This is a genomic window from Vibrio sp. OPT20 (assembly GCF_963889365.1).
In the GTDB taxonomy this organism is placed as follows: Bacteria; Pseudomonadota; Gammaproteobacteria; order Enterobacterales; family Vibrionaceae; genus Vibrio; species Vibrio splendidus.
In genome coordinates this window covers 441,760-463,226 of record NZ_CAWPOA010000031.1, presented here as the reverse complement: position 1 = coordinate 463,226, position 21,467 = coordinate 441,760, and the positions used below count along the sequence as shown (strand labels likewise).

General features: G+C 43.4%; 18 protein-coding genes. 11 read left to right on the top strand and 7 right to left on the bottom strand.

Annotated elements, in window-relative coordinates:
* Positions 1 to 301: 301 nt before the first annotated feature.
* A complete protein-coding gene (locus tag AACR09_RS03270; RefSeq protein ID WP_004734217.1) occupies positions 302 to 1,591 on the top strand; it encodes a citrate synthase in 1,290 nt (429 codons plus the stop codon).
* Positions 1,592 to 1,727: 136 nt separating this feature from the next.
* On the opposite strand, the gene AACR09_RS03265 is transcribed toward AACR09_RS03270, so the two are convergent.
* A complete protein-coding gene (locus AACR09_RS03265) occupies positions 1,728 to 2,486 on the bottom strand; it encodes a Nif3-like dinuclear metal center hexameric protein (RefSeq protein WP_017084087.1) in 759 nt (252 codons plus the stop codon).
* A gap of 90 nt (positions 2,487 to 2,576) precedes the next feature.
* On the opposite strand from AACR09_RS03265, the gene AACR09_RS03260 reads away from it, so the two are divergent.
* The gene (locus tag AACR09_RS03260) at positions 2,577 to 3,335 is read left to right on the top strand and encodes a DUF1853 family protein (RefSeq protein ID WP_193836008.1); all 759 of its coding nucleotides are present in this window, start codon (positions 2,577 to 2,579) and stop codon (positions 3,333 to 3,335) included.
* Positions 3,336 to 3,472: 137 nt separating this feature from the next.
* Here the strand turns inward: AACR09_RS03260 and pgm are convergent, their stop codons facing one another.
* A complete protein-coding gene (gene pgm / locus AACR09_RS03255) occupies positions 3,473 to 5,119 on the bottom strand; it encodes a phosphoglucomutase (alpha-D-glucose-1,6-bisphosphate-dependent) (protein WP_193836007.1) in 1,647 nt (548 codons plus the stop codon).
* Positions 5,120 to 5,211: 92 nt separating this feature from the next.
* On the bottom strand, positions 5,212 to 5,751 hold the full coding sequence (gene seqA, locus AACR09_RS03250) for a replication initiation negative regulator SeqA (RefSeq protein ID WP_004734221.1): 540 nt from the start codon (positions 5,749 to 5,751) through the stop codon (positions 5,212 to 5,214).
* A 93-nt stretch (positions 5,752 to 5,844) separates the two neighbouring features.
* Between seqA and AACR09_RS03245 the strand changes: the two genes are divergently transcribed.
* The 3 genes from AACR09_RS03245 (at position 5,845) to fldA (ending at position 7,524) form a co-directional block, all read left to right on the top strand.
* Positions 5,845 to 6,606, top strand: a complete 762-nt coding sequence (locus tag AACR09_RS03245) for an alpha/beta fold hydrolase (RefSeq protein ID WP_102450870.1) — start codon at positions 5,845 to 5,847, stop codon at positions 6,604 to 6,606.
* 108 nt (positions 6,607 to 6,714) lie between these two features.
* The gene (locus tag AACR09_RS03240) at positions 6,715 to 6,933 is read left to right on the top strand and encodes a DUF2788 domain-containing protein (RefSeq protein WP_004734223.1); all 219 of its coding nucleotides are present in this window, start codon (positions 6,715 to 6,717) and stop codon (positions 6,931 to 6,933) included.
* A gap of 57 nt (positions 6,934 to 6,990) precedes the next feature.
* Positions 6,991 to 7,524 carry a flavodoxin FldA gene (gene fldA / locus AACR09_RS03235; RefSeq protein ID WP_004734224.1) on the top strand — a complete coding sequence of 178 codons (534 nt, stop codon included), beginning with the start codon at positions 6,991 to 6,993 and terminating at the stop codon, positions 7,522 to 7,524.
* A gap of 96 nt (positions 7,525 to 7,620) precedes the next feature.
* Here the strand turns inward: fldA and AACR09_RS03230 are convergent, their stop codons facing one another.
* Positions 7,621 to 8,127: a DUF4442 domain-containing protein gene (locus AACR09_RS03230; protein ID WP_017092672.1), complete on the bottom strand. Its 507-nt coding sequence runs from the start codon at positions 8,125 to 8,127 to the stop codon at positions 7,621 to 7,623.
* Between the two features lie 207 nt (positions 8,128 to 8,334).
* Here AACR09_RS03230 and fcrX point away from each other — a divergent pair, with 207 nt between their 5' ends.
* A complete protein-coding gene (gene fcrX / locus AACR09_RS03225; RefSeq protein WP_004734226.1) occupies positions 8,335 to 8,784 on the top strand; it encodes a ferric iron uptake transcriptional regulator FcrX in 450 nt (149 codons plus the stop codon).
* A 198-nt stretch (positions 8,785 to 8,982) separates the two neighbouring features.
* On the opposite strand, the gene glnS is transcribed toward fcrX, so the two are convergent.
* Positions 8,983 to 10,650 carry a glutamine--tRNA ligase gene (gene glnS / locus AACR09_RS03220; RefSeq protein ID WP_065606307.1) on the bottom strand — a complete coding sequence of 556 codons (1,668 nt, stop codon included), beginning with the start codon at positions 10,648 to 10,650 and terminating at the stop codon, positions 8,983 to 8,985.
* Between the two features lie 302 nt (positions 10,651 to 10,952).
* Positions 10,953 to 12,512, bottom strand: a complete 1,560-nt coding sequence (gene nagE, locus AACR09_RS03215; RefSeq protein WP_017079465.1) for an N-acetylglucosamine-specific PTS transporter subunit IIBC — start codon at positions 12,510 to 12,512, stop codon at positions 10,953 to 10,955.
* Between the two features lie 475 nt (positions 12,513 to 12,987).
* On the opposite strand from nagE, the gene nagA reads away from it, so the two are divergent.
* The 4 genes from nagA to asnB all read left to right on the top strand — a co-directional run bounded on the left by nagA (position 12,988) and on the right by asnB (position 18,917).
* A complete protein-coding gene (gene nagA / locus AACR09_RS03210; RefSeq protein ID WP_017079464.1) occupies positions 12,988 to 14,124 on the top strand; it encodes an N-acetylglucosamine-6-phosphate deacetylase in 1,137 nt (378 codons plus the stop codon).
* A gap of 2 nt (positions 14,125 to 14,126) precedes the next feature.
* On the top strand, positions 14,127 to 15,341 hold the full coding sequence (gene nagC, locus AACR09_RS03205) for a DNA-binding transcriptional regulator NagC (protein ID WP_004734232.1): 1,215 nt from the start codon (positions 14,127 to 14,129) through the stop codon (positions 15,339 to 15,341).
* A gap of 84 nt (positions 15,342 to 15,425) precedes the next feature.
* On the top strand, positions 15,426 to 17,012 hold the full coding sequence (locus tag AACR09_RS03200) for a cation:proton antiporter family protein (RefSeq protein WP_017093863.1): 1,587 nt from the start codon (positions 15,426 to 15,428) through the stop codon (positions 17,010 to 17,012).
* A 234-nt stretch (positions 17,013 to 17,246) separates the two neighbouring features.
* Complete coding sequence (gene asnB / locus AACR09_RS03195) at positions 17,247 to 18,917, top strand: asparagine synthase B (protein WP_193836006.1); 1,671 nt, start codon at positions 17,247 to 17,249, stop codon at positions 18,915 to 18,917.
* A gap of 87 nt (positions 18,918 to 19,004) precedes the next feature.
* On the opposite strand, the gene rfaH is transcribed toward asnB, so the two are convergent.
* Complete coding sequence (gene rfaH, locus AACR09_RS03190) at positions 19,005 to 19,511, bottom strand: transcription/translation regulatory transformer protein RfaH (RefSeq protein ID WP_004734235.1); 507 nt, start codon at positions 19,509 to 19,511, stop codon at positions 19,005 to 19,007.
* Between the two features lie 502 nt (positions 19,512 to 20,013).
* On the opposite strand from rfaH, the gene AACR09_RS03185 reads away from it, so the two are divergent.
* Positions 20,014 to 21,399: a peptide MFS transporter gene (locus tag AACR09_RS03185; protein ID WP_004734236.1), complete on the top strand. Its 1,386-nt coding sequence runs from the start codon at positions 20,014 to 20,016 to the stop codon at positions 21,397 to 21,399.
* The last annotated feature ends 68 nt before the right edge of the window (positions 21,400 to 21,467 follow it).

Here is a 21,467-nt window from a genome sequence, read left to right as displayed (position 1 = left end):
CTTAGATAATTGTAAAATAATTGTTAACAGCTAGGTTTCTGAAGACACCTCACATTTCTTCTTAGCCTTGCATTTATAAGGTTTTAACCAAACTTTTCAGCGCCACTATACGGCTGGCAACATTCTAATACAATTGATGCAACAAATAATGCTACACAGAACAGATTTTTAACGAATTTAATGTAAAAAACACTAACAAGTGCACACAAAGCTGCAGAAAAATTGACTTTCTCACGTAAGACCAGTAAAAAAATGGCACATAAACATCCTGGACGGATTAATAATAACAAAGGAGATTGTTATGGCGGATAAGAAAGCTACCCTTCATATTGAAGGTCAAGCACCGATCGAATTGCCGATTACAGAAGGTGTACTTGGTACTCCTGTCATCGACGTTCGTACACTGGGTTCTAATGGTTTTTTCACTTTTGATCCTGGTTTTCTTGCCACTGCATCTTGTGAATCGCAAATAACTTATATTGACGGTGGAAAAGGTATTCTTCTACACCGTGGTTATCCAATTGATCAACTGGCCAATAACGCTGATTACTTAGAAGTTTGTTACATTCTTTTATACGGCGAAGCCCCTTCTCGAGCTCAATACGAAGAGTTCAAGACGACAGTCACACGTCACACCATGGTTCATGAGCAAATTGCTAGTTTCTTCCACGGTTTCCGCCGTGATGCTCACCCAATGGCTGTTATGTGTGGTGTGGTAGGTGCGCTTGCTGCGTTCTATCATGATTCATTAGATGTTAATAACGACACACACCGTGAAATTGCGGCATACCGCCTAATTTCAAAAATGCCTACACTGGCTGCAATGTGTTACAAATATTCTATCGGTCAACCGTTTATCTACCCGCGCAATGACCTAGGCTACGCAGAAAACTTCCTACACATGATGTATGCAAACCCATGTGAAGAATACGAAGTAAATCCTGTTGTGGCTCGCGCAATGGACAAAATCTTTACGTTACATGCTGATCACGAACAAAATGCTTCAACGTCAACGGTTCGTTTAGCAGGTTCTTCGGGTGCAAACCCATTTGCTTGTATTGCTGCTGGTATCGCTTCTTTGTGGGGTCCTGCTCACGGTGGTGCTAACGAAGCTTGTCTAATGATGCTTGAAGAGATCGGTAGCGTAGACAACATTGAAGAATACGTAGCAAAAGCAAAAGACAAAGATGACCCATTCCGCCTAATGGGCTTCGGTCACCGTGTTTACAAGAACTACGATCCACGTGCAACGGTAATGCGTGAAGCGTGTCACGAAGTACTTAAAGAGCTAAACATTCAAGATCCACTACTAGACGTAGCAATGGAACTTGAGCGCATCGCTCTTTCTGATGAGTACTTTGTTTCTAAGAAGCTATACCCGAACGTAGATTTCTACTCAGGTATCATTCTGAAAGCGATCGGTATTCCAGTATCAATGTTCACAGTAATCTTCGCGATGTCTCGTACTATCGGTTGGATTGCACACTGGAACGAAATGCACAGCGATCCGACAAACCGTATCGGTCGTCCTCGTCAGTTGTACACTGGTGAAGAACAGCGTGATTTCCAAGCTCTACACGAGCGCGAATAGTAAAGTTTCGACTTTTCTAATCGATTAAAATCAAAAAGGGTTGATGTATTAACATCAACCCTTTTTTGTCTTCCAGTATTTCGTATCACTTCAATGAAGGTACAAATATCCAGAAAGTCATAACCTCTAAATGTGGCTACACTGGATTATCAATATCGATAAATTCTACGTCTAAGCCATGTTCTTTCGTTAGCCATTCACCTAGCGCTTTCACCCCATAGCGTTCTGTTGCATGGTGGCCTGCGGCAAAGTAATGAATGTCTTGTTCACGTGCTGAGTACGTTGTGCGCTCTGAAATTTCACCAGAGATAAACGCATCAATACCTTGAGACGCAGCTAACTCAATGTAGTCTTGACCACCACCAGTGCACCAACCGACAGTCGTAATCATTTTATCTTGGTTTTCTGGAGCGATATGTAATGGCTTGCGGTTCAAAGCTTGGCCAATCTTTTCTGCGAACTCCGCACCAGTTATTGGTGAACTCAACTTACCAAACATCGCAACAGATTGTGGGTGCCCTTCTAAACCGCCTTCAACTTCGATATCAAGCAACTCAGCAAGCTTGGCGTTGTTGCCTAACTCAGGGTGAATATCAAGAGGCAAGTGGTAACCCAAAAGGTTAATGTCATTTTTAATCAAGGTACGAATGCGCTTACCCTTCATACCACGAATGGCTTCTGACTCACCTTTCCAAAAGAAACCGTGATGGACCAATAAAGCGTCTGCGTTCAGTTCTACCGCTTTATCAATTAATGCTTGAGAAGCTGTCACACCAGTAACAATCCGCTTTACTTGAGAAGTACCTTCCACTTGAAGACCATTAGGACAGTAATCTTTAATCTGCTGTGGCTGAAGTTTTTCGTTAAGTAGCTTTTCTAATTGTAAGTTATTCATTTTTCTTTCCAGCTTAACTTTATAATAACGTCGTTATATCAATTTACGGGTAGAATGTCGAAAGCCCCACGATGAGTTTATGAGGAACCGATGACAGCACTGCAACGTTTTTACCAATGGGTCATCGACTCACCGCCGTTACTGAAAATTAAGCCACCGATTTCCGATCTTGGTGCATTCTTAAGCCCCCATGCCATCGACTCATCACACACTTATAACGGAAACCCAAGGTTAGGTTTCCTCTACCAGCATCTATGTGAACAAGTCATTGAAGCCTCACCTGATTATTCGGTCAAGTACGATGAGATTCAAATTAATGTTGAGGGAAGAACACTCGGTGCTATCGACTTTATTTTAGAAGAAGAAAGTAGTCAGAAACTGCAACACTGGGAAGTCGCGATCAAGTTTTATCTACTCCATGAACAAACATGGTTTGGTCCTAACTCTCACGACCAATTGGATAAGAAGTTAGACAGGATGCTCACCCATCAACTTGGCATGTCCTCTTCAGCGGCGTTTGTGGAGCAATATCCAGAGATCGATGTCGACTCAAAACATCTCCTCATGCAGGGTCGTCTATATACCAACCCATTCTTAGATCAAAAAGTACCTACTGAATGTTTGGGCTATAACATTAATTCAAGCCAAGTAAACGGTTTTTGGTGTTATCAAAACCAAGCCCATTTAATTACTGACGTGCTCTACCCTCTCACCAAAGAGCAATGGGCAGCTGGCACAGATGACTTCACCTGTGAACCTATCACCGAGTTTGGTGATCGCTTCGTTCATGGGCAAACTAGATCAGGGCAGTTTTGGTTTGTGATGCCACAAAGTTGGCCACACGGATAGTATAACCTACTCAATTGTACAGTAATTCAACCACCTAGCCTTAGCCGCTTTACCCACGAGCTGATATAAAAAAGGGCTGATGCTTTCACATCAACCCTTTCACTATTTACCTTGTGACTCTACTAATCGGTATTCGATTATAGGCCAGCAGCTGCAAATACTTGATTAACAATCTCTTGAGCTTCTGCTTCGATTGCTTTCAGGTGCTCTTTACCTTTAAAGCTTTCACAGTAGATCTTGTAGATGTCTTCTGTACCTGATGGACGAGCAGCAAACCAACCGTTTTCAGTTGTCACTTTTAGGCCACCAATCGCAGCGCCATTACCCGGAGCGTGCGTTAGGCGTGCAGTAATTGGGTCACCAGCCAGCGTCTCAGCAGAAACCATCTCTGGAGACAGCTTCTTAAGTACGTCTTTTTGTGCACCATTTGCTACCGCTTGAATACGGTTATACTTAGACTCACCGTGTTTAGCAGCAAGCTCTTCGTAATATTCTTGTGGGTTCTTACCCGTTACTGCTGTGATCTCAGCCGCAAGCAAACAAAGAATTAGGCCATCTTTATCTGTTGACCAAGGCGTTCCGTCTTTACGTAAGAAAGATGCACCCGCACTCTCTTCACCACCGAAACCAAACTGACCGTTGTATAAGCCATCAACGAACCATTTGAAACCAACTGGCACTTCACAAAGTTCACGGCCTAAGTCAGCAACAACACGGTCGATTAGTGCACTTGATACTAGTGTTTTACCCACTGCAACGTCTTTGCCCCAACCTTCACGGTTACGGTATAGGTAGTCAATACAAACCGCTAGGAAGTGGTTTGGATTCATCAAGCCTTTTGGCGTAACGATGCCGTGGCGATCGTAATCAGGGTCGTTACCAAACGCTAGTTGATAGTCGTCTTTAAGCGCCAGTAAACCTGCCATTGCGTACGGAGAAGAACAATCCATACGAACCACCCCATCTTTGTCTAGAGACATAAATTGGAACGAAGGATCAACCGCTTCACTGACCAGAGTGAGATCTAGGTTGTACGCTTTGCCAATTTGACGCCAGTAATCAATACCGCTACCACCCAGTGGATCAACACCAATCTTGATGTTTGCTTTCTGGATCGCTTCCATATCAACCACGTTAACCAAGTCAGCAACGTATGGTGCAACTAAATCAACTTCTTTCACTAGCTCAGACTGTTTAGCCAGTGCGATAGGAGTACGCTTTACACCTTGCATTTGCTCAGCAATGATGACGTTCGCACGATCTTCAATCGCTTGAGTTAGCTCAGCCTCAGCAGGGCCACCGTGTGTCGGATTGTATTTAATACCACCGTCTTGTGGTGGGTTATGCGAAGGCGTGATAACAATGCCGTCTGCTTTTTTGTCATTCACTAAGTTATGCGTAAGAATCGCGTGCGAGATACCTGGTGTTGGAGTAAAGCCATTGTTTTCTTGAATAATAACTTCAACATCGTTGGCTACAAGCACTTCGATTACAGTAGAAAACGCAGGCTCAGAGAGAGCGTGAGTATCTTTACCTAGGAAAAGAGGCCCTGTTGTACCTTGCTCAGCACGAACTTCAGCCACCGCTTGTGCGATCGCTAGGATGTGGTTTTCATTAAATGTTGATTTGTCTGCTGTACCACGGTGACCTGAAGTACCGAACAGTACTTTGTGATCTGGGTTAGTAGCATCCGGTTGCTGTAAGAAATAGTTAGCAACTAAAGCCGGAATATTATGAAGATCTTCCTGCTGAGCTTTCTGCCCAGCACGAGGGTGCATAGCCATTTTTCGACATCCTTATATATAAAATTTAAAAACAAAAAAACCTCATAATATCTTCTTATCCATGGATATTATGAGGTTTAAATCAGATTTCGTTAAATTGAACCTGTTACTTTTTCTATCAATTCTGCTTGGAAACTCATGCGGCTCATAAGCTGTTCAACCATTTGTCTTTTACGGCTAGTGTTATTATTAGTTATAACCCAAAAAGGACTTTGTGGAATGGCTTTAGGCTTAGTTGTGTTGCCGTTTGCTAGCAAGGTCTCTTCGTTGTCTGCAAAGTAAACACGCTTGCGGCCTTTTACTTGAGTTGCTTCTGAAAAGCTTAAAGGGTCGATTTTATGCAGTGTCGATAACACAAGCATGAAACGATCAATGGCTTTCTTCAGTGATGCAAACTCATCTGATATTAGTAGTGAGCGCATTTCTTTAACACCATCGAACTTCTCTGGAGTAAAGCCTACCTCTTTGCTAACAACGATACCTTTTGGCTCAACGATCTCTTCGATCGGAACCATGCCTTGGCTATCAACCTGTAATAAGCGGCGCAGAATATCTGAAGCGCTTTCGCCAATACGTTCTGTCTGACCCGCAATAAAACGGTATAGGTCCTCATCAACCTCAATTGTTTTCATTCGCTTTTCACAATCTCAATGTTTAAACTCAGGGGGATTATAGCGAGATCCGCGCGGATACTCTACGTCAAACCCACCATGAATAAGATAAAAATGTCAGTACAGCTCAACTATAAATTAGAAGGTGCGGGTCACACCATTGTTTTGATCCATGGATTATTCGGTAATCTGGACAACCTTGGCTTGCTCGCTAGGGATCTAAAAGCCGATCACCAGGTACTTAGTATCGATCTACGCAACCACGGTCAATCCTTCCATAGTGACACTCACAGCTATAAAGCAATGGCACAAGATGTGGCTCAACTACTGAATGATCTTGAGTTAAATGATGTCACTGTGATTGGTCACTCCATGGGTGGCAAGGTAGCGATGGCGCTGACACAACATCTTACGCTGCATAAATTGATTGTCTTGGATATGGCACCAGTCGCGTACACCCAAAGTCGCCACGACAACGTATTCGCCGGCCTACAAGCTGTGATAGAAGAAAAACCGACCTCACGCTCAGACGCTCTGAAAATCCTCGCAAAACATATCGAAATTGATGGGGTTCGCCAGTTCTTGACTAAATCCTTGTTCAAAACGGAACAAGGCATCATGGAATGGCGCTTCAACGTTGCTTCGTTATTGAGCAACTATCCACAAATTATTGGTTGGGAACCGATCGAGAAAACCTCGGTCAAAACCTTACTAATAAAAGGTGGGGATTCTGATTACCTCACAGCTGAGCATCAAACCGCCGTTCAACAGCAGTTTTCCAACGCAAAGGCTCATGTTATCGCTAACACGGGACACTGGTTACACGCGGAAAAGCCAGCTGAAGTACTCCGTGCAATAAGAAAATTCATCGCTTAGATAGGTTGATTAGTCGATATAAATGAGAGCTGTGTAATCACAGCAGATTAACTTTATCTCACAACAGTGATATAGTGCGCCCAAGCAAATTTGGTATATAAGGTTCCCATGCTTTACGACTACATGAACATCATTGAATCTATTGGTTTAGATCTTCTGTTTGCCGCGATTTTCTTTCTAATCGGAATGGCAATTAAAGACGTTCTAAAGGAAGGAAATGTTCCTGCATTTGGTCGTCGCATCGTATGGTTAGTACTTTTCCTTGGCTGCGCAGGTTTTATCGCAAAAGGGATAATCCAACTAAGCTGGGAAGGAACTGGAATCTAACGATTTCCTCCGAACTTTATTACACCGACAACAGACAAAATGAAAGGTAATGATTCTATGGCAAGTGTAGGTCTCTTCTTTGGTAGCGATACAGGTAACACTGAAGCTGTTGCTAAGATGATTCAAAAGCAATTGGGCAAGCAGCTCGTTCAAGTTCAAGACATTGCAAAAAGCAGCAAAGAAGATATCGATAACTTCGATCTACTGCTGCTTGGTATCCCTACGTGGTACTACGGCGAAGCACAATGTGATTGGGACGACTTTTTCCCTGAGCTAGAAGCTATTGATTTTTCAACTAAGCTTGTTGCTATCTTTGGTTGTGGCGACCAAGAAGATTACGCAGAATACTTCTGTGATGCTATGGGTACTATCCGTGACATCGTTGAAGCGAAAGGCGGTACTATCCTAGGTCACACATCAACTGAAAGCTACGAATTCGAAGCATCGAAAGGCTTAGTTGAAGGCGATGACAGCCAATTCGTTGGTCTATGTATCGATGAAGACCGTCAACCTGAGCTAACTGATGAGCGTGTATCTAACTGGGTTAAACAAATCCACGAAGAAATGTGCCTAGCAGAGCTAGAAGACTAATTCTCTAGCGATTGTTAATTGTTACAATTAATGACCGATATGTAGATATGAAAAAACCTCCTTATAGGAGGTTTTTTGCTATTTAATGTTCACCAATCAACACTCAGCTTCTAATGCTTCGTCATCATCTCTAAATTGTGGCTTCTTTCTCACATACAGGGTTCGCTGAATTTCTGACACTACATTCCCCTGCTTATCTTTAACGTGGATAATAAATTCGGGGAAACACTTCTCACCAAGCTGCGTCTGACGATAGATATCATCCAGTTGCCCTTGGCTTATCTCAAAATCTGCATACAAGTCGGATTGACCCGGCTTGATAAAGTTAATACTCGCCTCTTTATCCCAAACATAATATCGCTCACCTAAAATTCCCATTAACATCAAAGAGTAAACTGGATCGGTAAGAGAAAAGATACTGCCGCCATATTGAGTACGATTGGCGTTCTTATTCCACCAGCGCAGCTTTAGTATCGTCTTAACAACCCTAAAGTCAGGGCTAATGTGAGCGATTCGAATTCCCGATCCCCAAAAAGGAGGCCAAATATTGAGAGCAAATTTTACAATGTTGGGTTTATATATTTTTGCGAGTTGCTTATTCATAACAACATTCCATGTTCATATCAGAAACACCGTCAGCTTGACTGGTCGTACCTCCACTATAAGTGAGATACTTCCAATTTACAAAACAGATTGTGATGTCAGTAAGTAACCCTTTGAAGTTCGTGGTTTATTGTTATGCCTGACTAAACTATAATGGTATTAATATTGAATTCTGTTAATTGCTGCAGATCATCAACAGGAAAGTATATGTCAGACAATAATCAAGCGCTAAAAGATGCTGGTCTTAAAGTGACCCTCCCACGGCTCAAAATTTTAGAAGTATTACAACAACCAGACTGCCAACATATTAGTGCTGAAGATTTATATAAAAAGCTGATCGACTTAGGTGAAGAGATCGGTCTTGCGACCGTTTATCGCGTACTGAACCAATTCGATGATGCTGGCATTGTAACTCGCCACCACTTCGAAGGCGGCAAGTCTGTATTTGAACTTTCAACACAGCATCACCACGATCACCTAGTATGTTTAGACTGCGGTGAAGTTATCGAATTCTCTGATGATCTTATCGAAGAAAGACAAAAAGAAATCGCTCAACGCTACAACGTACAGTTAACTAACCACAGTTTATATCTGTATGGTAAAAGCATCACTGGGGATTGCAAAGGCAACCCAGACGCACATAAAGCGAAGAAGTAACACAGAACGCTGGCTTAGGCCGGCGTTTTTTATTTGGGCTGATACCGTATTAAGAATCACAGTAGCTTGGCCCACAATTTGGTTATTTCCCAGACACAAAAAAACCGGCTCTAAGCCGGTTTTTTATTAAGCGAATCTTGAGAAACTAAGCTTTAAGACACTAAGCTTGGAAAAACAGAGCTGAGAAAAACAAAGCCATTAAGCCTCAGTTTTACCCCAAGTGTCACGTAGACCAACCGTGCGGTTGAATACTAGTGCGTCTGCTTTAGAGTCTTTCGAATCCACACAGAAGTAGCCTGTACGTTCAAACTGGTACGCTTGCTCTGCTACACCTTCCGCTAGGCTAGGTTCAACAAAACCGTTTAGCGTAACAAGTGATTCAGGGTTAAGCGTCGCTGCAAAGTCATCAGCAGCGGCTGGGTTTGCCACTGTGAATAGACGGTCGTACAAACGAATCTCAGCAGGTAGCGCTTTATCAGCTGATACCCAGTGGATAACGCCTTTCACTTTACGGCCATCTGCTGGGTTCTTACCGAGTGTTTCGTTATCGTAAGAACAGAAGATAGTCGTAATGTTGCCTTCTGCATCTTTTTCGATACGTTCAGCTTTGATCACGTAAGCACCACGTAGACGAACTTCTTTGCCAAGAACCAAACGCTTGTATTTCTTGTTTGCTTCTTCACGGAAGTCGTCACGCTCAATCCAAACTTCGCGTGTAAATGGAACTTCACGAGTACCCATTTCTGGCTTGTTCGGGTGGTTCGCCACTGTCAGTGTTTCTACTGTATCAGCGTCGTAGTTTTCAATCACGACCTTGATAGGGTCAAGAACAGACATTGCACGAGGTGCATTTTCGTTCAGATCATCACGGATACAAGATTCAAGTGAGCCGAACTCAATCATGTTCTCTTGCTTAGTCACACCAATACGTTTACAGAATTCGCGAATCGAGCTTGAAGTGAAGCCACGACGACGCAAACCAGAGATTGTTGGCATACGAGGATCGTCCCAACCTTCAACTAGGTTTTCAACCACAAGTTGGTTCAGCTTACGCTTCGACATTACCGTGTATTCAAGATTCAGACGGCTAAACTCGTACTGACGAGGTTGGCAATCAATCGTGATGTTGTCTAGAACCCAGTCATACAAACGACGGTTATCTTGGAATTCAAGCGTACAGATAGAGTGCGTAATGCCCTCTAACGCATCAGAGATACAGTGAGTGAAGTCGTACATTGGATAAATGCACCACTTGTCAGCAGTCTGATGGTGGTGAGCAAAACGAACACGGTAGATAACTGGATCGCGCATAACCATGAATGAAGAGCTCATGTCGATCTTAGCACGTAGACATGCTTTGCCTTCTTCGAAGCCACCGTCACGCATCTTTTCAAACAACGCTAGGTTTTCTTCAGGGCTGCGATCTCGATATGGGCTCGCTTTACCAGGCTCTTTTAACGTGCCACGGTATTCACGGATCTGCTCAGGACTTAGCTCGTCAACATACGCTAAGCCTTTATTAATTAATTCCACAGCATAAGCGTAAAGCGTATCGAAGTAGTTTGATGAGTAACAAATATCACCAGACCATTCGAAGCCTAACCAACTTACATCATTCTTAATTGACTCAACGTATTCAACGTCTTCTTTTTCAGGGTTTGTATCATCGAAACGAAGATTACATTGTCCCTGGTAGTCCTGAGCAATACCAAAGTTCAAGCAAATAGATTTAGCGTGACCAATGTGCAGGTAACCATTTGGCTCCGGCGGGAAACGAGTATGCACGCTACTGTGTGTACCATCCGCTAAATCTTTATCGATAATTTGGCGAATGAAATTCGATGGACGAGCCTCAGCTTCACTCATCTATAGCACCTCTATGTATTTAGTATTGTCAGAGAAAGTTATCTTTCATATCCGAGACAAAGGCGGCTTTTGCTGCCTATCAAAGATAGAAAGATCATTGTTGCTAATCATCCACAATTCTTCGCCTTTGCACAATAAGAACCATCAGTTAATTGTGATTATTTCTGCTATTCGATGAAGAATAGAACGAACCTTGTTCACTGGCCTTAAATGACAGGCACAAAAAAGCCTCCCGTGTGGGAGGCTTTCAATTTGAAACTTAGTTAAGAGCCGTTGTTACGTCTTAACAAGTACTTCCTTTACTATGGAAGTTTTACATCAGATAGGTCTTCACCTGCACCGATAGCTTTCATTTCGCCAGCGACGATTTCAGCTAGTGGGCCTAGGATAACCTGTAGGTTGTTCTCACCTAGTTTAACCACACCTTTAGCGCCAAGTTTCTTAAGAACAACTTCATCAGCGATAGAGCGGTCTTTAAGAGTTAGACGTAGACGAGTGATACAAGCATCGATTGAAGTCAGGTTTTCGTGACCACCTAGAGCTTTCAGGTATTGACGAGCAACGTCACCTTTTGGCGCGTCACCAGCAGGAGCTGCTGCAGCTTCGTCATCATCTTCACGACCTGGCGATTTCAAGTTGAAAGCGCGGATTGCGAAAGAGAAAGTGAAGAAGTATAGAGCACCGAATGCTAAGCCAATCAATAGTAGAGTGAATGGTTTAGTTGCTAGACCCCAGTTCAGTACGAAGTCGATTAGACCAGCAGAGAAACCGAAACCGTGCAGAGTACCAAACATGTTTGCCACTACTAGAGACAGACCTGTAAATACCGCGTGCATTGCGTATAGAGCAGGAGCTAGGAATACGAACATGAATTCTAGCGGCTCTGTGATACCTGTTAGGAATGAACAGAATGCAACTGAGAACAATGCGCCACCAACTTGGCTACGTTTTTCAGCAGGAGCAGCTAGGTACATTGCAAGTGCAGCACCTGGTAGACCGAACATCATTACTGGGAAGAAACCGTTCATGAATACGCCAGCGCCTTTATCGCCACCGAAGAAACGGTGTAGGTCGCCAGATTTAACTGTTTCAGTCACTTCTTTAACAACAGTAGTAATCTCTGGAGTTACTGAGTTAGCGAATGTGAATGTATGCTCTTGACCAACAACTAGAGTTTTAGCCAGTGCAGGGTCAACACAAAGTTGAGTGATGTTAGCGAATGCGCCTTGACCAGCAACGATGATTTCTTGACACGTACCCATACCGAACCAGAAGTATGAGTTCAATACGTGGTGTAGACCTACAGGGATTAGTGCACGGTTAAGAGTACCGTAAACGAATTGGCCAACCGCACCAGACGTTGATACCGCGTGAGCTAGTGCATCTAGACCAGATTGAATACCAGGCCAAACCACACCAGACACAGCACCTGCAACAAGTGCAAATAGACCGGCCATGATAGGTACTAAACGTTTACCCGCAAAGAAAGCCAGCCACTCAGGAAGGCGTGTTGCATGGAAAGCGTTGTAAGAGTGACCTGCGATGATACCTGCGAAGATACCGCCGAAGAATGACATGTTAACGTCTGCGTTAATTGTCGTTGCTGTTGCTGTTAGTACGAAGTAAGCAACTGCACCAGCAAGACCCGCTGCGCCGTTACCGTCTTTAGAAAGACCAATCGCGATACCTAGACCAAATAGCAATGGTAGGTTACCGAAGATAGCACCACCAGCTTCTGCCATGAATGGAATATCAAGTAGATCGCCTTGACCTAAACGTAAAAGAAGCGCCGCAATCGGAAGCGTTGCGATTGGTAGCATTAACGCCTTACCAAGCTTCTGTGCATATCCTAGAATATTCACCAGTTGTTTCCCCCTATAGGATTTTTTAGAATTCGTTTGAGAAACTTATTTTAGTCGCTCAATTTAGTCCTATTCAGTGTATTCAATTAATTTTGCTCCGCAAATTAAAACCTTACCATTTGTGATCGTAATCACCAGTTTTTACCAAATCCAGAGGTTTTTGCTAGCGAGATCATAAAACTTATTTTATCATTCAAAAAAATGAACGTTTATAGATAAAATCTAAACCTAATCATTAGACAAAATGATGCTATCTCTGGGTTTACACTGTCCAATAAATAATCATTAAAAGTGAACCTAAATGTATATCGATAATTAATTGTTCATATATTTTTCAACAACTTAAATCGCTTCCCATTTTGAAGCCGTTTGCCCATAAAAGATAAATCGTTACGTAAATGATGCTCGCAAACTAAGTCCACATTTAGGTAACGAACAAATTTTAGAGATCTCACGAAATAAGGATTAGCTGACTATGTACGCGCTAAGTAACTGTAAAATTTACACTGGTAGTGATGTTCTAACCGATCATGCTGTTGTAATCGAAAACGAACTGATCAAAAAAGTCTGTCCTATCTCTGAATTACCAGAAGGAATCGAAGTTCGCGACCTAAACGGAGCAAACCTAAGCCCAGGCTTCATTGACCTACAATTGAATGGTTGTGGCGGTGTAATGCTTAACGATGAGATCACTGCAGACACAATGCAGATCATGCACAAAGCAAACCTGAAATCTGGCTGTACTAGCTTCCTGCCAACGCTAATCACTTCTTCTGACGAAGACATGCGCGCGGTTATTACCGCAGCTCGTGAATATCACAACCAATACCAAAACCAATCTCTTGGCCTACACCTTGAAGGTCCGTATTTAAACGTTGCGAAAAAAGGCATTCACAGCGTCGATCACATTCGTAAATCTGACAGCGAAATGATTGAGCTTATCTGTGAGAACAATGACCTTGTTGCAAAAGTAACATTGGCTCCAGAACTCAACGACCCAGAACACATTGAGCGTCTGCGCAAAGCTGGTGTGGTTGTTTCGATTGGTCACACGAATGCAACGTACGCAGAAGCGCGTCAAGGTTTTGAGTCAGGCATTACATTTGCCACTCACCTGTTCAACGCGATGACACCAATGGTTGGTCGTGAACCTGGCGTTGTTGGCGCGATTTACGATACACCTGAGGTTTATGCTGGCATTATTGCCGATGGCTTCCACGTTGATTACGCAAACATCAGAATTGCGCATAAAATCAAGGGAGAAAAGTTGGTATTAGTGACGGATGCCACAGCTCCTGCAGGTGCTGACATGGAATACTTTATTTTTGTCGGTAAGAAAGTATATTACCGTGATGGTAAGTGTGTTGATGAAAACGGCACACTGGGCGGCTCAGCTCTGACTATGATTGAAGCAGTTCAGAATACAGTTGAGCACGCCGGTATCGCTTTAGACGAAGCTCTTCGCATGGCTACGCTATACCCAGCTACGGCTATCGGTGTAGAAAGCAAGCTAGGTCGAATCAAAAAAGGCATGGTTGCAAACCTAGCTGTATTTGACCGAGACTTTAACGTTAAAGCGACTGTTGTTAACGGACAATACGAGCACAATTAAGTATGAATGGCGGACAAATAGGTAACGTAGACTTAGTTAAACAACTAAACAGTGCGGCGGTATACCGACTTATAGACCAACAAGGGCCTATCAGTCGTATACAAGTGGCTGATGTAAGCCAACTCGCACCGGCAAGTGTTACAAAAATTACCCGCCAACTTTTAGAGCGCGGCCTAATTAAAGAGGTTGCGCAGCAAGCGTCTACTGGCGGTAGACGCGCTATCTCCCTAACCACAGAAGTAGAGCCTTTTCACTCTGTCGCTGTGCGCTTGGGTCGAGACTACATTCAAATAAGCCTGCATGACCTTGGCGGTCGTGAGCTGGCTTTCCAACAGCAAGACCTGAATTACTCAGACCAATCAGACCTCACCCAAGGCTTGGTCAATAATTTGAAGGCTTTCATTGCTGAACACCAACCAAAGATCGACCAACTGATTGCCATTGGTGTCACTCTTCCAGGCTTGGTTAACCCAACGACAGGTGTGGTTGAGTACATGCCAAATACAGACATCGATAACCTTGCGTTAAGCGACATTATTCGCGACACATTCCATGTTGCTTGTTTTGTTGGTAATGACGTTCGAGGAATGGCGCTTGCTGAGCACTACTTCGGTGCAAGTAAAGACAGCCAAGATTCTATTTTGGTTAGCGTTCACCGTGGTACTGGTGCTGGTATTATTGTTAATGGTCAGGTTTTCCTTGGCCATAACCGCAACGTGGGTGAAATTGGTCATATCCAAATTGATCCACTTGGCGAGCAATGCCAATGCGGTAATTTCGGTTGTCTTGAAACCGTAGCGGCAAACCCTGCCATTGTTGAACGTGTCCAAAAGCTAATTAAGCAAGGTTATGAGTCCTCGCTAACAGAGATTGAGCACATTACCATTCAAGATGTATGTGACCATGCTATCAATGGCGACGAACTGGCTAAGCAAAGTTTGGTTCGAGTAGGTAATCAACTGGGTAAAGCTATCGCAATGACGATTAACTTGTTTAATCCTCAGAAAGTTATCATTGCTGGTGATATTACAAAGGCACAAGAGATTGTTTTCCCTGCAATTAAGCGCAATGTAGAGAATCAGTCGTTAACGGCTTTCCATAGCGGCCTGCCTATTGTAGCATCACAGATCGATAAACATCCTACGATGGGAGCTTTTGCCATGATTAAGCGCGCCATGCTCAACGGTGTGTTACTTCAAAAGCTTCTTGAAGACTAAAGAAAAACAACTCTGATTTTCCGCGGGCCGTGTTTGTATAAACACGGCCCGTTTTTTTAAGCTAGGGAACTACTACTACAAGTTATGGAACTTATATTAATATCCACTGCGTTTATTGCAGGATTTATTGCTTTAAAGTGTCACCTTCCCCCATTGGTCGGCTTTTTGGTCGCTGGTTTTGGGCTCTTTGCTCTGGGTTTTGAAACCAATGACACCATCATTACCTTGGCTGACCTTGGTGTCACCCTGCTTCTATTTACGATTGGCTTAAAGCTCGATATCAAAACCCTGCTCTCTAAAGAGATCTGGGCTGGCGCAACAATCCACAACCTTTTATCCACTCTGTTTTTTGCGGTCGCCCTGTTTGGTTTTAAATTCCTAGGTATTTCCTCGTTGGCAGCCATGTCAATAGAACAGATTGTTCTACTCGGTTTTGCCCTTTCATTCTCTAGTACCGTATTCGCAGTTAAGTCTCTGCAAGAGAAAGGGGAAATGAATGCGACCTATGGAACATTAGCGATCGGTATTCTGGTCATGCAGGATATCTTTGCCGTGGTCTTCTTAACGGCATCGACAGGCAAAATTCCAGAGTGGTATGCCATCGCACTGTTCGCTTTGCCATTCTGTCGTCCATTGTTCTACAAAGTCCTCGACTGGGTTGGTCACGGCGAAATGTTGGTGCTGTTCGGCATTTTCTTCGCATTGGTCGTCGGTGCAGGCTTGTTCCAGTTTGTAGGGGTTAAACCAGATCTAGGTGCTCTGATCTTAGGTATGTTGTTAGCCGGTCACCCAAAAGCTTCAGAGCTGTCGAAATCGCTGTTTAACCTCAAAGAGCTTTTCCTTGTCTGCTTCTTCTTGAATATTGGATTATCCGAGCAACCTACCATTCAAGGCTTTATGCTCGCCATCTTATTTTTACTGTTGCTGCCAGTGAAAGGCGTGCTTTACTTCTTGGTACTCAACCGCTTCAAATTCCGTGTTCGAACCTCTCTACTCGCCTCTCTATCATTATTTAACTACAGTGAATTTGGTCTTATCGTCGGTGGTCTTGCCTTTAAGATGGGGTGGATGTCTGGCGATATATTAGTGGCGGTGGCAATTGCGGTTTCGTTGTCGTTCTTAATCGCTGCTCCTTTAAACAAAGCGGGTCATAAGCTTTATCAACAGTCAGGTAAGTGGCTCAAAGAGCACGCTGCTGAAAAGCTTCACCAACGTGATAAACGAATTGATCCTGGTCGCGCACAAGTGCTTATTCTTGGTATGGGGCGCATTGGTACCGGCGCCTACGATGAATTGCGTTCTCGCTATGGCAAGGTTAGCTTAGGTGTCGAAGTTCGTGAAGAAGCCGCACACAACCATAGAAGCCTTGGAAGAAACGTTATTTCTGGCGACGCAACCGACCCAGATTTCTGGGAGCGTATATTAGATACAGCAAACGTGAAGTTAGTGATCTTGGCGATGCCTCATCACCAAGGTAATCAAACAGCCTTAGAGCAGCTAAAATCACGTGATTTTAAAGGTCAAATCGCCGCCATTGCTGAATACTCCGACCAGCTAGAAACATTGAAAGAGAATGGTGTCGATGCAGCATTCAACATCTACAGTGAAGCTGGTAGTGGTTTTGCTCGACACGTATGTGAGCAATTAAACCCTAACATCAATAAGATCTAATCCTAAACATTGTCTAGTTAACCTCTCAAAATTGCTGTTCTTTTGCACTTTTGAGAGGTTTTTGTTTAAAAAACCAACCGCAATTAGACACCACTCACCAAAACCACCTTAAAATTAGATAATTTCTAACAGAAACCCCTTTATATTATTTTTTTGCTCACATTCGGTTGCTTTTTTTAGCCAGAATGGCAAATTGAATACAGTTGATTTAGAAATTATTTAAAAGGAAGTTCTATGTGTTCAGTATTTGGCATTCTCGACATTAAAAGTGATGCCGCAGCACTTCGCCCTATTGCTTTAGAAATGTCTAAAAAGCTTCGTCACCGTGGCCCAGACTGGTCTGGTATCTATGCTGGTGAAAAAGCAATTCTTGCTCACGAGCGTTTGGCTATCGTTGGTCTTAACAGTGGTGCACAACCACTATACAGCCAAGATAAAAAGCACATTCTTGCAGTGAATGGCGAAATTTATAACCACAAAGAACTTCGCGCACGCTATGAAGATAAGTACCAGTTCCAGACTGATTCTGACTGTGAAGTTATCCTAGCGTTATACCAAGAAATGGGCGCGGACCTTTTAGAAGAACTTAACGGTATTTTCGCATTCGTTTTATACGACGAAGAGAAAGACGAGTACCTAGTCGGCCGTGATCATATTGGTATCATCCCGCTTTACCAAGGCTACGACGAGCACGGTAACTACTACGTTGCTTCAGAGATGAAAGCACTCGTTGAAGTATGCAAGACGATCAGTGAGTTCCCTCCTGGTAGCTTCTATTCTTCGAAAGATGCAGAGCCTCATCGCTACTACATCCGCGATTGGAATGAATACGCTGCGGTACAAGGTAACAGCACAAGTAAAGAAGAACTGACTGAAGCGCTAGAAGCTGCAGTTAAACGTCAACTAATGACAGATGTACCTTATGGTGTACTTCTATCTGGTGGTCTTGATTCTTCAATCACTTCAGCAGTCGCTAAACGTTTTGCTGCAATGCGTATCGAAGACGATGAGAAATCAGAAGCTTGGTGGCCACAACTACACTCATTCGCAGTAGGTCTAGAAAACGCGCCTGACCTTATCGCTGCTCGTGAAGTTGCAGATAAGATTGGTACCGTACACCACGAGATGACTTACACCATTCAGGAAGGCTTAGATGCAATCCGTGATGTTATCTACCACATTGAAACTTACGATGTAACGACGATTCGTGCTTCAACGCCGATGTACTTGCTTGCTCGTAAGATCAAGGCAATGGGTATCAAAATGGTACTGTCTGGTGAAGGTGCTGATGAGATCTTTGGTGGCTACCTGTACTTCCATAAAGCGCCAAATGCAAAAGAGTTCCACGAAGAAACCGTGCGTAAACTTCTTGCTCTAAGCATGTTTGACTGTGCTCGCGCCAATAAATCTCTTGCGGCATGGGGTGTTGAAGGTCGTGTTCCATTCTTGGACAAAGAGTTCATCGATGTAGCAATGCGTTTGAACCCTGAAGATAAGATGTGTGGTAACGGTAAAATGGAGAAACACATTCTACGTGAGTGTTTTGAAGACTACCTACCAGATTCAATTGCATGGCGTCAAAAAGAGCAGTTCTCTGATGGTGTTGGCTACGATTGGATTGACACATTAAAAGCAACGGCTGAAGAAAAAGTAACGGATCAACAAATGGAAGCTGCGAAGTTCCGTTTCCCTTACAACACGCCAACAACCAAAGAAGGTTATGCTTACCGTGAAATTTTTGAGGAGCTATTCCCTCTAGAATCAGCGGCAGAATGTGTACCTGGTGGCCCTTCAGTTGCTTGTTCATCAGCGAAAGCGATTGAGTGGGATGAGTCATTCAAAAACTGTGTCGACCCATCAGGCCGTGCAGTACAAGCCGTTCACAACGATGCTTACAACGCTTAGCGCGTTTTGAACAAATCCTAAAGACTAAAAAAGGCGCATTATGCGCCTTTTTGTTTTAAGCCTATTTTTTGCTTTGTATTACTGCACTTATGCGTGAGCTTGTAGTGCTTCGTTCTCAATACTGATCGGAACCACTTTGCTGATCATTTTTACCAGCATAATAGATCGAGCTTCACCATCTTTCTGATGGAAAATAGCTTCAACCCCAGCAAACTGACCACTATTGATCTTGACCACTTGCCCTGATTCAAACTCAACACAGCACTCTTCAGGTTCATCTTCGCAACACTTCTCAAACTCTTTCAGTTCATACACTAAGTCGCCTTGGACTTCATGTGGCCTTGCGCCAAACTTAATAAAGTCGACAACGCCACGAGTCGAACGAACTGTCGTAAAACTAGGGCCTTGCTCATAATCAAAGCGAACAAAGATATAAGACGGGAACAGCGGTTCTTTGACCTGCTTCTCTTTCCCTCTCACGACCTTCTTGACATCGATTTGAGGATAAAAGCACTCTACCCCCTGGTTTTCTAGGTGCTGTTGAGCGCGTTTTTGATCGCCACGCTTACAGTAAAGTAAATACCAACGTTTCATTTTACTAGCCATTTTCTATTTTGGGACATATTACCACAAGCCTAAAATCGTTAATCACCGTTAATAAAATGAATCCTGATAAGCAATAAATTATGCGTAACAGGCCAACTTATCAACAAAAAGCCATAGGGACAAAAAGTGGTTAAGCATTGTACAGGGAACATTTACAGATAAAAAGACGCATTATTGTAAGGCTATGTATGCGACACACAAAAGGAACGACACACCATTTAAACCCAGAAACCATCCAACAAACCAATCAATTCGACGGTTAGCATTCGATAATTCTTTTAAAAAGAACACTATGCGCTCAACTCAAAACTGGAAAATTAGTTTGCAGCACGCATTATCTGGGCAACATTCCCAGTAAAACCCAGTATTTTCATGAGCTTATAAAAAAATAGTTATCGTGACCATAAAAGACACCTATTGCAGATGGTTATTCCACTCTGTATACATAAGGAACTATAAAATCTTTTAATACCTAAAATTAGTAAAACTTATGCCAAGCAATCACAACATCTTTGGCCATCCTAGAGGCCTATTTCTACTTTTTAGCACAGAGCTATGGGAACGTTTCTCCTACTATGCAATGCGTGCGATCCTTGTTTTATTTCTTACCGATACCACTATCAATGGTGGCCTTGGTTGGTCAACAAAAGATGCCCTCGATCTTTATGGTATCTATACTGGTTTAGTCTATATCACGCCATTAATCGGCGGCTGGCTTGCCGATAACTACTTAGGACAACGTAAATCGATCCTAGTGGGCGGTGTATTAATGGCATTAGGCCAATTTACACTTGCTCTTCCTAACGGCGCTATTGGCTTAGACCAAGTAAATGCTCTTTATCTAGGTTTAGCACTGCTTATCAGTGGTAACGGTATGTTTAAACCAAACATCTCGACCATGGTTGGCGACCTATACCAAGAAGGCGATAACCGACGTGACGGCGCTTTCACCATTTTCTACATGGGCATCAACTTAGGCGCGCTACTGGGTGGCTTAATTTCAGGTGCTGCAGTCGATTCATTCGGCTGGAAAGCTGGCTTCCTAGCCGCTGGTATCGGTATGGTTATTAGCTTAGTTATGCAATTGACGATGGCTCAGTCATGGTTAGGCAACATTGGCTCAGTACCTGCAGCTGCACGAGCGAAAGCGCTGAACAAATCGAAAGAGAAAACACCACTGACCAAAGAAGAGTTCGACAGACTAAAAGTTATTCTTGTTATGGGTCTGTTCGTAATCGTTTTCTGGGCTGGCTTTGAACAAGCTGGCGGTTTGATGAACATCTACACTCAACAATATACTGACCGTATGATTGGTGGCTTTGAAGTTCCTGCAGCTTGGTTCCAATCTCTGAACCCATTTTTCATCATTACACTTGCACCAATCATTGCTGCATTTTGGGTCAAGCTTGGTAAGCGTGAACCAAACTCGCCAGTGAAATTTGCGATGGCGTTGTTTTTCTTAGCACTAGGCTTTGTGTGCATGATGGGCGCAGTAATGGAGCAAGGTGGCGACCTAACAGTGAAAACATCAATGCTGTGGCTAGTCGGTGCTTTCTTCTTCCATACTCTTGGTGAGCTTTGTCTATCTCCTATTGGCCTGTCGTTGGTCACTAAGTTAGCTCCGCTTCGTCTAGCATCGTTAATGATGGGTGCATGGTTTGGTTTCAATGCTGTCGCAAACTACGTAGCTGGCCTTGTGGGTTCTCACGTTGGTGAGCTTGGCGCAATGTCTATCTTCGGTGGTATCGCAATTACAGCGACAATAAGTGGCGTCTTACTGCTTCTTTGTGCTGGCAAGCTTGTATCATGGATGCATGGTGTAGAAACCAACATGACGCTTGAAGCAGAACCAAAAGCAGAAACTTCGGTCGCTTAATAGCTAGATCGATTTCAAGAAGAAACATCCAAGATCAAAAAGGGCTGCTCAATGAGCAGCCCTTTTGT